11 protein-coding genes are annotated in these 13,287 nt (G+C 30.3%); 3 read left to right on the top strand and 8 right to left on the bottom strand.

The window, feature by feature from the left end; genetic code table 11:
* Positions 1-30: 30 nt before the first annotated feature.
* From J9309_RS03390 to J9309_RS03420, 7 genes are all read right to left on the bottom strand, one after another.
* Entirely contained in the window at positions 31-2,583 is a 2,553-nt protein-coding gene (locus tag J9309_RS03390; RefSeq protein WP_230477054.1) for a porin family protein, read from the bottom strand.
* Positions 2,571-3,326 carry a GLPGLI family protein gene (locus tag J9309_RS03395; RefSeq protein WP_230477056.1) on the bottom strand — a complete coding sequence of 252 codons (756 nt, stop codon included), beginning with the start codon at positions 3,324-3,326 and terminating at the stop codon, positions 2,571-2,573. Before J9309_RS03395 ends, J9309_RS03390 begins: the two co-directional genes overlap by 13 nt.
* A 70-nt stretch (positions 3,327-3,396) precedes the next feature.
* The gene (locus tag J9309_RS03400) at positions 3,397-3,627 is read right to left on the bottom strand and encodes a hypothetical protein (protein WP_230477058.1); all 231 of its coding nucleotides are present in this window, start codon (positions 3,625-3,627) and stop codon (positions 3,397-3,399) included.
* A 194-nt stretch (positions 3,628-3,821) separates the two neighbouring features.
* Positions 3,822-6,893 carry a translation initiation factor IF-2 gene (gene infB / locus J9309_RS03405; RefSeq protein ID WP_230477060.1) on the bottom strand — a complete coding sequence of 1,024 codons (3,072 nt, stop codon included), beginning with the start codon at positions 6,891-6,893 and terminating at the stop codon, positions 3,822-3,824.
* Positions 6,894-6,953: 60 nt separating this feature from the next.
* Entirely contained in the window at positions 6,954-8,189 is a 1,236-nt protein-coding gene (gene nusA, locus J9309_RS03410; RefSeq protein WP_230477062.1) for a transcription termination factor NusA, read from the bottom strand.
* A gap of 18 nt (positions 8,190-8,207) precedes the next feature.
* Positions 8,208-8,672 carry a ribosome assembly cofactor RimP gene (gene rimP / locus J9309_RS03415; RefSeq protein WP_230477064.1) on the bottom strand — a complete coding sequence of 155 codons (465 nt, stop codon included), beginning with the start codon at positions 8,670-8,672 and terminating at the stop codon, positions 8,208-8,210.
* A gap of 139 nt (positions 8,673-8,811) precedes the next feature.
* Positions 8,812-9,300: a DUF456 domain-containing protein gene (locus tag J9309_RS03420; protein ID WP_230477066.1), complete on the bottom strand. Its 489-nt coding sequence runs from the start codon at positions 9,298-9,300 to the stop codon at positions 8,812-8,814.
* A 78-nt stretch (positions 9,301-9,378) separates the two neighbouring features.
* Between J9309_RS03420 and J9309_RS03425 the strand changes: the two genes are divergently transcribed.
* Genes J9309_RS03425 through J9309_RS03435 form a run of 3 tightly spaced genes read left to right on the top strand, consistent with a single transcriptional unit; the run spans position 9,379 to position 12,166 of the window.
* A complete protein-coding gene (locus J9309_RS03425) occupies positions 9,379-10,653 on the top strand; it encodes a mechanosensitive ion channel family protein (RefSeq protein WP_230477068.1) in 1,275 nt (424 codons plus the stop codon).
* Positions 10,654-10,657: 4 nt separating this feature from the next.
* The gene (locus J9309_RS03430) at positions 10,658-11,386 is read left to right on the top strand and encodes a pyridoxine 5'-phosphate synthase (RefSeq protein WP_230477070.1); all 729 of its coding nucleotides are present in this window, start codon (positions 10,658-10,660) and stop codon (positions 11,384-11,386) included.
* Complete coding sequence (locus tag J9309_RS03435) at positions 11,387-12,166, top strand: alpha/beta fold hydrolase (protein ID WP_230477072.1); 780 nt, start codon at positions 11,387-11,389, stop codon at positions 12,164-12,166.
* 25 nt (positions 12,167-12,191) lie between these two features.
* On the opposite strand, the gene J9309_RS03440 is transcribed toward J9309_RS03435, so the two are convergent.
* Positions 12,192-13,178, bottom strand: coding sequence for an ABC transporter ATP-binding protein (locus J9309_RS03440; RefSeq protein WP_230477075.1), 987 nt, complete (start codon positions 13,176-13,178; stop codon positions 12,192-12,194).
* Positions 13,179-13,287: the final 109 nt, after the last annotated feature.

A 13,287-nucleotide genomic window follows, 5' to 3' on the forward strand; every position in this document is an offset into this window, starting at 1 on the left:
GAAAAAGGCGATTCATTTAATAATCGCCTTTTAAAATTTATATTTCATACTCAATAAAATATACCTTGAATTAATATTATAAACCGAAGTAATTTCATTGGTTATATTGTATTGTAAAACAGAATATTTTTTCTCATTCATAAGATTTCTACCTTTAAGTGAAAATTGAAATTTATCGTTGTAATTATATTTTAAATCTGCATCAAAAAAATATATATCTTTTCTTACATTGCTTAAATAATTTCTATTAATTATACTATTTAATGAGATTTTATCAAAATTTAAAAACGTTTCTAATTTTGTATTTATTCTATAATCAGAATTCATATAAAATGAATTGATCGAATTATAATAGAATTGATTGGATAATTTATAATTAAAAATACCTCTAAATCCCGAAGCCAAATTAAGGTCTATATTAATTCTTTGATTCTGATATCTTTCTAAAGTATTATTGTTTAAAAAATAGCCTTTACTACTACTATATAATGATTTAAATTTGATTGAAGATTTTATTGGCTTAATGTAATAATCTATATTTCCGAAAAAAGATATTGATTGTGATGATTTATTATTAATCAATAGTCTATTAAAAATCAGATCGTTTTGAAAAGACAAATCATTAACTAAACTTCCATCAGTTATATTATAATTGATACCAAAATTAAAAGAAGCTAAACTTGTATAATCCCCTATATTATAACTTAATCCTACATTATTATTTCGGTTTATAAACAAATCATCAACTCCTTTTTGTAATGAATTTATAGAACTATAATTATAAAAATTAATCATTTCATTAAAATTAACATGATCTAATTTACTGCTTAACGACAGTTGTAAATTATCAGAGGAATTTAGATTATATTTTATAAATGCATTCGGATTAAATGATAAATTATTTTTCGATTCTGAATACTTAAAGTTTTTATATGATAAATTTAAATTACCTCCTAATTTTATCTTCTTGTTTTCGTAAGTGAAGTAATTAGATAAATAAATATCATTTATGATAAATTTTAAAGCTGTGTCATCAAGATTCCAATTTTTAGATTGAATATCCGAAAATAATTGTTCATTATTATATTTATATCCAGTAGTAAAAACATTTAAAACTTGATTTCTTTTAAATCTATTTTGATATTGTAAAGCATGAGAAAACTTTTTTATATCATTATTTTGATCGACAAATCTTATATTTTCTTTATCAATTAAAAAATCTTGAGGCTGTTTTTGATAACTAAATAATGTAGAAATACTATTTACAATGCTATCATTTTTTAACTTAAACGTATATATATTTTTTTGTTGAAAATTAATATCACTGTTTTTTAGTTGCTGCTTTGTAATAACATCATTAAACAATTGATTCGTGTGTATATTATTATTACCTACTGATACGCCTAAAAATCCTTGGTAATTAGATTTCTTATCGAAATCAGATTTTAACTCTAATACATTTGTTGCATTAAAAACCTTCGTTACACTTTTGTATTGGTCGGTAAAAACTTGTGTACTATCACCTATAAAATATTTTTGAATTGTTTGTTGATCAAAATTTATTTTATCAAACATTAATTGGCTGTTAAACTTTAACGTTGTTTTTGGATTGAAACGATAAATATTATTGAATGAAAAAAATTGATTGTTATTAAAGTTAAACTTTTCTTTATCTACACTTGTAAAAGAATTTGATAAAGAAACTAACGGAAAAATAGATTCATGAGATAAATTACTATACATTAATTCGTTTAGATTTCCCATATAATTCACCTGCGAAATATCTTCTCCGATATTATTCATAAAACTCGTAAAATAAGTTTTATTTTTTTGTTTCAGACTCATTAAAGAGGTATTCACACGGTATCTTTTATCAAAATTATAACCTGCCTCTATATCTCCAAATAAGACATTTTTAAATTCTTCTTTTAATTTAAGATTAATGGCATATTTATTTTCGGAATTCATTCCTCGTAACAACGAGTTTTCCTCGTCGTTCAAGTGTAATTCTACATTTTCTATAGCTTTTGGTGTCAGACCACGCGAAAGAAATTTATAATTTTTTCGCAACAAATCATCACCATCAACCATTATACGTTCTATTTCTTTTCCTTGTATTTTAACCTTACCATCATCTTCTACTGTAACGCCTGGTATTTTCTTTAATAAATCTTCGGTACTATTTTCATTTCCAATTAAAAACTGATCAGCTTTATAACTAATTGTATCTTTTTTTACAACAACTTTGTTGGTCAATTTTACAGCTTTCAAATTGATAATATCATCAAAATTATCAATGCCATATAACACAAAACTTAAGTCTTCTATTTTCTCAATTTCTTGCTCGATACTATTATAGTCTAAACTTGATAATTTGATTACATCTCCAATTTTTGGAGAATCTAAATTAAAATTTCCATCTTTAGTAGTTTTCTTATTTTCTACAATAGCACCATCTCTTAACAAAAATACACTTACGTTAGCAAGTGTATTCCCTGTATCGTCTTCAACTTTCCCATTAATAGTTTGGGCTTGTACTATTACAGTAAATAATAAAAATAATAATTGGATTATTTTTCCCATTCGAATTTTAATTCTAAATCACTTCGCTCTCGTTTAGGAATAGTAGCATTAACACCTATTTGTTTAATTTTAGCTATCATACGTTCAGAAAGCTCAAACTTTAATTTAGGATAATCTTTAATATCTTTTACTTTGTAAGATTTATTCTCCAGTGGATTTTTAATTGTACTATCTTCTAATTTTTTAAAACCTGTAAGTTGCCAAGAATATCTTCCTTTATCTTCCTCTACAGTTACAATTGCACCTGGCAATCCGTGTAATTTCCATGGTCCAACATTTACAGGTATATCTAATGTGTACCAAACGGTATAATTACGTCCTCTGAAAGTAGCTGTGGCTTTATTTAATTTTAAATTATTTTCTGTTCTAGATTCGTTAATTAAATTCCATTTTATTTCTGGAATTTTCTCTGTAAATAACATCATCTCAATATCAATCTGTGTTTGAATCACCATTTCTGACGTATTGAAATTAGAATAAACTAATTCATTATCTATTTCTTCAGTATCTAAAACAATTACATTACTATTTTTTATTTCTGCTTTTGAATTTAAATCTTTTAAAATTACTTTATACAAACTTTCTTTTGTTTGTTCATCGTAATCTAAAGTTGTATTCAACGATCGTGTTTCACCAAAAACTGCTATGTAATTATTAAATTGATATTCTAATCTATATGTTTGACCAAAACTAAAAGTAAATCCTAGAATAATTAAAAGGATTGATATTCTTTTATACAGCATATTTTATTTATTAAAAAGTAAGTGTTAAAAATAACACTTACTTGAAATTAATTGAAAATTTATTAAATTATTACTGTCCTTGAACTTGCGCTAATCTCATTCTTGTTAATCGATCGCATGCAGCTGAACTTGATGTATTATGAGTTTCAGTCCATAATACTTCCCCATATCTATCTACAAAAGAAATTACACAAACTCCTTCCGTTTTAAAAAATTTAACTTTTGCAATAGTATCAGTTGTTCCCGCCATAGCGAAAGTTCCGAAAAGTGCAAAGGCACTTAGTAATAAGATTTTCTTCATCTTTTAATTTTTAAAATGTTAATTATTAATTTAGTGTTGATCAACATTTCAAATAAATAAATAAATAAATAAATAAATAAATAAACAATTATTTTATTAAATAAAGATATAATATATTAGCTCCCTTTTCAAATTAACAAACCAAAAAAAAGGCGATTCAATTAAGAATCGCCTTTAATATTTATCGTTTGAAATTATTTTAATTTCTTTTTAACCTCGATAGTTTCGTAAGCCTCGATGATATCACCAATATGAATATCGTTGTAGTTTTTAATATTTAAACCACATTCGTAACCTTTAGAAACTTCTTTTACATCGTCTTTGAAACGTTTTAATGAAGCTAATTCACCTTCGTGAACAACAACACCATCACGAATAATACGAATTTTAGAAGTTCTGTAAACTTTACCGTCTAATACCATACAACCAGCAATAGTACCAACTTTAGTTACTTTGAACGTTTCACGAATTTCGATATTACCAGTTACTTGCTCTTTTAACTCTGGAGATAACATACCTTCCATAGCCTCTTTGATGTCATTAATTGCATCATAGATAATAGAGTAAGCACGGATTTCGATTTCTTCTTTATCAGCTAAATCACGAGCATTTGTACCAGGACGAACATTAAATCCTAAAATTACCGCATCTGAAGCAGATGCCAATAATACGTCAGATTCTGTAATCTGTCCAACACCTTTATGTAAGATATTAACAACAATTTCGTCAGTTGATAATTTTTGTAAAGAGTCTGTTAACGCTTCTACAGAACCATCCACATCTCCTTTTAAGATAATATTTAACTGTTTGAAATCTCCTAATGCTAAACGACGTCCAATCTCATCTAAAGTGATGTGTTTTTGAGTACGAATTGTTTGCTCACGTTGTAATTGTTCTCTACGAGATGCGATTTGTTTCGCTTCACGCTCATCTTCATAAACTTTAAACTTATCACCAGCTGTTGGTGCACCGTCTAAACCTAAGATTGTTACAGGAGTCGATGGTCCAGCTTTTTTCACTTGGTTACCACGCTCATCTAACATTGCACGAACTTTACCATGGTTAGAACCTGCTAAGATATAATCACCAACTTCTAAAGTACCATTTTGAACGATCATTGTAGAAACGTATCCACGTCCTTTATCTAATGCTGCTTCAACAACAGTACCTAAAGCTTTACGATTTGGATTAGCTTTTAATTCTAAAACTTCAGCTTCTAATAAAACTTTGTCTAATAATTCGTCAACTCCTAAACCAGATTTAGCTGAGATTTCTTGAGATTGGTAAGTACCACCCCAATCTTCAACTAATAAATTCATTTGAGCTAATTGCTCTTTTACTTTTTCTGGATTAGCTGCTGGTCTATCAATTTTGTTGATAGCGAAAACCATAGGAACTCCAGCTGCTTGTGCGTGAGAAATTGCTTCACGTGTTTGTGGCATGATTTGATCATCCGCAGCAATCACAATAATTGCAATATCAGTTACCTGAGCACCACGAGCACGCATGGCTGTAAAGGCCTCGTGACCAGGAGTATCTAAGAATGCTACACGTTTTCCATTAGCTAACGTTACGTTGTACGCACCAATATGTTGTGTAATACCTCCAGACTCACCTGCAATTACATTCGCTTTACGAACGTAATCTAATAATGAAGTTTTACCGTGGTCAACGTGCCCCATCACCGTAACGATTGGAGCTCTTTCCTGTAAATCTTCTTCATTATCAACGATTTCTTCTTCATCGTTTTCTTCTTCAGCAGAAGCAAATTGAACTTCAAATCCGAAATCATCTGCTACTAATTGAATTGTATCTGCTTCTAAACGTTGGTTCATTGTTACCATGATTCCTAACGCCATACATGCAGAAATAACATCCATAACAGAAACATCCATTAATGAAGCTAATTCATTAACTGTAACGAATTCTGTTACTTGTAATGTTTTGTCTTTGTCCATCGCTTCTTGTTCCATTTCAGCTTGGAAACGACGTTCATTACGTTTGTCTTTTCTGTGTTTAGCAGATTTTTTATTTTGACCTTTAGAAGTTAATTTATCTAAAGTATCTTTAATTTGTTTTTTAACATCCTCGTCACTCAATTCAGCTTGTGGAGCGCGGTGTCCTTGTCCTGGACGGTTGTTACCAAAACGGTTACCACCTTGTCCTCCTGGACGGTTACCACCTTGTCCTCCTGGGCGATTACCACCTTGTCCTGCTGGACGGTTACCTCCTTGACCTCCTGGACGGTTTTGACCTTGTCCTTGTCCTCCTTGACGGTTTTGACCTTGACCTCCTTGACGATTTTGACCTTGTCCACCTTGACGGTTTTGACCTTGTCCTTGACCAGCTGGACGATTGTTGTTATCTATAGATTTTACATCTTCAGGTTTAACTCCTTTTTGAATACGTTTACGTTTCTTTTTGTCTGCTGGATTGTTTGAACCTTTTTTATCATCTTTCTTAGGGGCTTTTTCAAACTTTGATAAGTCGATTTTAGCTCCTGTAAAATTTGGTCCATCTAATTTAGTATATACAGTCTCAATTTTCTGAGGTTGTTCTGCTGCTACTTCTTTTTCTTCTTTCTTCACTTCAGGCTTCGCTTCCGATTTTACTTCAGGTGTACTAACCACTGCTTCTTGTTTCGGCTCTTCTTTCGTCACTTCGGCCTTAGGTGCTGCGGCAGCAGGTTTCTCCTTCACCTCTTTTTTAGGTTTAGGAGCCTCCTCTTTCTTAGTTTTACCTGTATTATTTAATTTATCTAAATCGATTTTACCAATAACTTTTGGATGTGTATTATCCTCTGGTTTTGGAGCTTCAACTACTGGTTTAGTATCTTCCTTCACAGGTTGAACTGTAGGAGTTTTAGCCTCGATATTCTTTTCTTCTTGTTTCTCAACAATTTTCACTTCCTTTTTAGCAGTTTTTGAACCTTCTAAATCAATTTTACCAATTGTTTTAGGACCTTCTAACACTACTTTAGTCGTTTCAACTACTTTTGGTTTAGCTGCTTCTGCTTTAGCTTCTGCTTCTTTCTTTTCGGCAGCTTTTATTTCTGATAATTTGTTAATGACTATTTCTCCGGAAGCTTGCTTTTGTTTAGCATCTGAACGGAACTCATTAACTAAAATATCGTAAGTTGGCATATCAATTTTTGAATTAGGCGATCTTTCTACAGTAGTCCCCTTAGTTTCTAAAAAATCAACAGCACGATCTATAGATATGTTTAACTCCTTTAATACTTTACTTAATCTTGTTGTTTCCGACATATATGCTAATCTTTTCTATAATGTTTGCAAATTTACAAATAGTTTATGATTTAAAGACAATTAATCTTCAAACTCTGATTTTAAGATGTTAATTACGTCTTGAATTGTTTCCTCTTCAAGATCAGTACGCTTAACTAAATCATCAACATCTTGCTCTAAGATACTTTTTGCAGTATCTAATCCAATTGCTTTGAATGCATCAATAACCCATCCATCGATTTCATCAACAAATTCAGTTAATTCAACATCTTCATCTTGGGCTCCTTCTCTGAAAATATCAATTTCCATTCCAACTAATTTAGAAGCTAAACGAACGTTATAACCTCCTTTACCAATTGCTTTAGAAACCTCATCAGCTGCAACATGAACTAATGCTTTATTATCATCTTCGTTAATTTCAATATTAGAAATTTTTGCTGGATTTAAAGCACGAGTGATGTACAAACTCATGTTATTCGTGTAGTTAATTACGTCAATATTTTCGTTACGTAATTCACGAACAATAGAATGGATACGAGATCCTTTCATACCTACACATGCTCCTACTGGATCAATACGGTCGTCATAAGATTCTACTGCAACTTTCGCTTTATCTCCTGGTATACGAACAACGTTTTTTATTGTAATTAAACCGTCGTAAATTTCAGGAATTTCTTGTTCGAATAATTTTTCTAAGAATTTTGGAGATGTACGAGATAAAATAATTTGAGGTTTAGATCCTCTTAATTTTACATCGTCAACAATTGCTCTTAAAGTTTCACCTTTACGGAAAAAGTCAGATGGAATTTGATTTTCTTTTGGTAAAATCATTTCATTTTGCTCATCATCCATAATAATCACATGTTTGTGACGGATGTGGTGAATCTCTCCTGTTACAATTTCTCCGATAATTCCTTTGAATTTTTCGTATAAATTAGAGTTATCGTGCTCCATTACTTTAGCCACTAAAGTTTGACGTAAAGTTAAGATTGCGCGACGTCCTAAAGATTCGATTGGAATTCTTTCTGAAACTTCTTCTCCGATTTCAAAATCTGGCTCAATTTTACGAGCTTCAGATAATTCGATTTCTAATGCATCATCTTCAGAGAAACCATCAGCAACAACAATACGATTATGCCAAATCTCTAAATCTCCTTTATCAGGATTTACAATGATATCAAAGTTATCATCAGAACCATATTTTTTTCTTAAGACACTTTGAAGAGTTTCTTCTAAAATCTTCATAAGTGTAATACGATCGATACTTTTTTCGTCTTTAAAATCTACGAAAGATTCAATTAATGCAAGATTGTCCATTTTACATCCTTTTTTTTTTTAAAAAGTTACTTTAATGATCGCTTTTTTGATCTCAGAGTAATTTACTTTTTCTTCTTTTTCAACAGTTACTTTCCCTTTCCCTAATGGTTTTGGTTCACGAGTCTCCCACCATAAAATCACACCTTCTTCGTCAGCCTCAACGATTTCACCTTCTAACTTAGTATCATCATTTAAAGTTGCTTCCAATAATCTTCCGATGTTTTTTTTGTATTGACGTGGCATAACTAGCGGTGATCCAACACCTGGAGAAGACACCTCTAATGAAAAATCACATTCTTCTCTATCAAGATTGTTCTCTACATAGCGGCTGATTCGTACAATTTCTTCGATAGATAGACCTTCATCACCATCTGCAAGAATTGATATTTTATCGTCTGGAGAAATTTTCCAGTCGATTAAAAACAATGCTGGATTTTCAGCGATTGCTTCTTCTACTATTTGTTTTACTTTATTTGAATCCATATACAACGAAAAAGAGAGCTATAACCAGCCCTCCTCCATTTAGTTCTTCTAAAATTCTATGCAAATTTAGATAATATTTTTTGAATTGCCTAATTGATTTCTAATTATCTGAAATAAAATATTTGAAAATCAAGGATTTTTAATGGATAAATATGTCATAAATAAGAATACCCAATAAGATTAAACATAAAATTAAATCGAATCCTGTATTTACGATAAAACCTATAAATGAACCGAAAGCTGATTTTATTGCGCCTTGTACATTTTTTGGTGCAAAGACGAGTTCACCTATAAACGCTCCTAAAAATGGACCTAAAATCAATCCAAAAGGTGGGAAAAATATTCCGACTATCATTCCTATTATCGATCCCCAGACGCCATATTTAGTTCCTCCAAACTTTTTGGTCAATGCCACAGGTAATACATAATCCAGTATTGCTCCAATGATTACAAATATTCCAGCGATGATTACAACTTCCCAACCAAAACTACAATCTCCACTAAATAGCTTAAAAATTAATAAACCTATTAATGCTAAAGGAGCGCCCGGAATTGCAGGTAAAATAACGCCAACAAAACCTAATAAAATCAAAAGTCCCGAAATCAGGTTAATTATAGAATCATCCATATTTATAAATTATTTTAACTTTATACTAATGTACAAAATGTACCTTTGTATTACTAAAATTTTAGTTTAAAAATAACAATGACTCAACAAATAGAAAAGAAATCATTTTACGAAGAATTTTCAGAAAGTGTAAAAATTTATTTCAATGACAAGTTTCAAATCGACATGTCTGAGAACTTATTTACATTTTTAGAGGTTACAATTTGGATCGGAATTTTATGTTTAATTGATTACGGATTTCGAATTTTGTTATTGCCATTGATTAAAAGATTGGCTCAGAAGACTAAAATTAAATGGCTAGAAATTGCCTACAGAAATAAATGTTTTACATCAATAATTCATTTAATTCCGCTAACATTTGCTTCCAGTATGAATGTGCTATTATTTAAAGATGATGGTGCAGTTTTATTTGTAATAGAGCGAATGACGCAGTTAATCTTACTCATTGTATTTACTATTTTAATCTTTAGAATCATAAATTTTATTATTGATTTATACAACGAAGAAAATAGTTATACAACAGTTGGTGTGCGAACTTTTGGGCAAATGATGAAGTTCGTAATCACTTTCTTCGCAGTAATTTCTGGAATTATGATTTTGTTTAAAGTACAATCTTCAACCATAATTACAATTCTGGGGGCAATGACTGCTGCTGTATTATTAATATTTCGTGATGCAATTTTCGGATTCGTTTCTGGTTTACAAATCGCTTATTCCCGAATAATAAAAGTTGGCGATTGGGTTACTTTATCTAAAGGAAATGTTGAAGGAATTGTACGAGAAATTAATATCAACTTGGTACGAATTGAAAAATTTGACAAAACTATTGCTACCATTCCAACTGTTGATGTCGTAACCTCGCAAGTAACAAATCATATGCCGATGTTGGCAAGTGGTACAAGACAAATAAAACGTTCAATTTCATTTAATGTAAACTCGTTCAAGTTCTGTTCTAGCGAGATGTTAGATTGTTTTGAAACTTACGATTTAATACGAGATTACATCATCCATAAACGAAAAGAAATTAATTCATATAATAAAAACATTGAAAATTCTGATTTAGATATTAATGGTTTACAACTAACTAATATTGGAGTTTTTAGAATTTATGTAGAAAATTATTTAAAAAATATACAAACCGTTTCTAAATTCGATCCGATTATCATACGACAACTTCCAGTTTCAATGGAAGGAATGCCTTTAGAAATTTCATGTTTTGCGAAATCTTCAACTAACTTTGAATTTGAAAGAATTCAATCTGATATTTTCGATCACTTATTAACCGCTTGTAGAAAATTTGATTTACAAGTAATGCAGTCTATTTCTGCAACAGATATAAAACAAACAAATTAATATAATGACAAAACTTAGTGTTAACATAAATAAAATTGCAACGATTCGTAATGCACGTGGTGGTAATACACCAAATTTAGTAGAAGCAGCAATTAAAATTCAGGAATTCGGAGGCCAAGGAATTACGATTCATCCACGTCCTGATGAACGCCACATTCGCTATCAAGATGTTTACGATTTAAAACCTGTTGTTACAACTGAATTTAATATAGAAGGTAAACCAATAGACAGTTTTATGGAATTAGTTTTGGCTAATAAACCAGAGCAAGTAACTTTAGTACCAGATGCAGAAGATGCAATTACTTCTAATGCTGGTTGGGATACGATTAAATACCAAGATTATTTAACAGATGTTATCAAAACCTTTAAAGAAGCAGGAATCCGAACTTCTATCTTTTTAGATCCTAATCCAGCTTTGGTTGAAGCAGCTGCAAAAACAGGAGCTGATCGTATCGAATTATATACAGAAGAATTTGCTACACAGTATGGTTTAGGAAATTTAGATGCGATTAAACCTTATAAAGAAACAGCTTTGTTAGCAATTGAAAATGGATTAGCTGTAAATGCTGGTCACGATTTAAGTTTAGATAACATTCAGTATTTTATCGAACAAATTCCACAAATTGCTGAAGTTTCAATTGGACATGCTTTAATTTCTGAAGCACTATATATGGGATTGGAAAATACAATACAATCTTACTTAAGAAAAATTGAAGTTGCTAATTTAAAATAAATGGAACAATCTATTTTACATAGTAAAATCATTGGAACTGGTGAAAAACATTTATTAGTTTTCCATGGATTATTCGGACAATTAGACAATTGGAATACACATGGTCGCCAGTTCGGAGAAATTTATACGACACATTTAATTGATTTAAGAAATCACGGACGTAGTTTCCATTCAGATGATTCTACGATAACTGCAATGGTTGAAGATGTAAATCGTTATATGGAATTTCATCAAATCAGTCAAGCTCATATCTTAGGTCATTCGTTAGGTGGACGAGTTGTGATGGATTTTGCAATAACTTATCCAACTAAAGTGGATCATTTAATCGTGGCTGATATGGCTCCAAAAGCATATCAACCTCATCATAATGCAATTTTTAAAGCTTTATGTTCTGTAGATTTTAATACAGTTACTTCTCGTAAAGATGTTGAAGAAACGTTAAGTTTATACATACCTGAAGCTGGTGTTCGTCAATTTTTGTTAAAAAATGTATACCATGCTGAAAATGGTGGTTATGATTTCCGTTTTAATCTTCCTGTTTTACAAAAACATTACGAAGATTTAGTTGGAAATGATTTATTAAATGGAGTTTTTGATGGACCTACTTTATTTTTAAAAGGAGCTAAATCGAATTACATTTTACAAGAAGATGAATTCATCATCAAACAACGTTTTCCAAAAGCTGAAATTGTTGCAATAGCAAATGCAGGACATTGGTTACATGCTGAAAATCCAAAAGATTTTATAGAGGCGATTATGAATTTTTTAGAAAATAAATAAAAAAACGAGCAAATTGCTCGTTTTTTTATGCTTTAACTATTCTATTATTCGGAATTGAAAACCTAATTTTTGCACCTTTATTTAATACAAAAGGAAAATAAGCCACAAAATTTGTATCGTCATGTTTGAATCGAACCAAGTAATCTCTTCCCTGAAATTTAGAATCGATTACTTCTCCATAATATTCACCATCAACATGGATCCAAACTTCGTCGGGATATACTAATTGATAGTAATTAAACATATCAATATCATTCAATTTTAAATTATTATACTTCCCAACTTCTAGCAAATTTACATAACCAAATAACTTCGCAACATAGCTGTTATAAGGTTTTTCGCGAACTTTCTCAACTTCGTCGTATTGTAATTTTTTACCTTTTTGTAGAACTAAAATTCGGTCTGATGTATAAAATGCATCATGTAAATCATGCGTGGTAAAAATCACAGTAATCTGATTAGCTTTACACCAATCAATTAATTTTTCTCTGATGGTTAATTTTAAAGATTGATCTAAATTAGAAAAAGGTTCATCTAGCAACAAAACTTCAGGTTTTTGAGCCAATGCACGCGCGATTGAAACTCGTTGACGCTGACCTCCACTTAATTTATTTGGAAATTGATCTTTTAAATCAATTAATTCTACAACGCGTAAAGCTTCATCAATTTGTTTTTGCTTATAATCAAGATCAAAATTGCTTAAAAATTTACCAACATTTTCGCCAACAGTTACAAAATCCAAAAGTTCGTAATCTTGTGCTACATGTTTCATCATTTTATGACCTGGTAAAATATTAAAAGCTGGCCCTTTCAATTTCTTATCATTCCAAGTAATTTCTCCTTGATTGAAATCTTCCAAACCGTATATTAAACGTAAAAGTGTTGATTTACCACTTCCACTTTCTCCAATTATACTTATTACTTCTCCTCGCTTTACATCAAAAGAGATAGAATCAATTGCTTTTTGTTGGGCAGTATTATAGCTAAAATCTAGGTTATGGATTGTTAACATTGAGTCCTATTTATCCTACAAATTTGATGAATTAATTTAGATTTATTAAATTTAACAAGAAATTTATATTTAGTATTGATATATATCAATGCAAATAACAACCAAAACA

This window comes from Faecalibacter bovis, from assembly GCF_017948305.1.
Classification (GTDB): Bacteria; Bacteroidota; Bacteroidia; order Flavobacteriales; family Weeksellaceae; genus Empedobacter; species Empedobacter bovis.

What these genes read in the sequence shown, in the direction of transcription:
- J9309_RS03390 (WP_230477054.1), bottom strand. Translation starts at nt 2,583, where the DNA reads ATGGGAAAAATAATCCAATTATTATTTTTATTATTTACTGTAATAGTA.
- J9309_RS03395 (WP_230477056.1), bottom strand. Translation starts at nt 3,326, where the DNA reads ATGCTGTATAAAAGAATATCAATCCTTTTAATTATTCTAGGATTTACT.
- J9309_RS03400 (WP_230477058.1), bottom strand. Translation starts at nt 3,627, where the DNA reads ATGAAGAAAATCTTATTACTAAGTGCCTTTGCACTTTTCGGAACTTTC.
- infB (WP_230477060.1), bottom strand. Translation starts at nt 6,893, where the DNA reads ATGTCGGAAACAACAAGATTAAGTAAAGTATTAAAGGAGTTAAACATA.
- nusA (WP_230477062.1), bottom strand. Translation starts at nt 8,189, where the DNA reads ATGGACAATCTTGCATTAATTGAATCTTTCGTAGATTTTAAAGACGAA.
- rimP (WP_230477064.1), bottom strand. Translation starts at nt 8,672, where the DNA reads ATGGATTCAAATAAAGTAAAACAAATAGTAGAAGAAGCAATCGCTGAA.
- J9309_RS03420 (WP_230477066.1), bottom strand. Translation starts at nt 9,300, where the DNA reads ATGGATGATTCTATAATTAACCTGATTTCGGGACTTTTGATTTTATTA.
- J9309_RS03425 (WP_230477068.1), top strand. Translation starts at nt 9,379, where the DNA reads ATGACTCAACAAATAGAAAAGAAATCATTTTACGAAGAATTTTCAGAA.
- J9309_RS03430 (WP_230477070.1), top strand. Translation starts at nt 10,658, where the DNA reads ATGACAAAACTTAGTGTTAACATAAATAAAATTGCAACGATTCGTAAT.
- J9309_RS03435 (WP_230477072.1), top strand. Translation starts at nt 11,387, where the DNA reads ATGGAACAATCTATTTTACATAGTAAAATCATTGGAACTGGTGAAAAA.
- J9309_RS03440 (WP_230477075.1), bottom strand. Translation starts at nt 13,178, where the DNA reads ATGTTAACAATCCATAACCTAGATTTTAGCTATAATACTGCCCAACAA.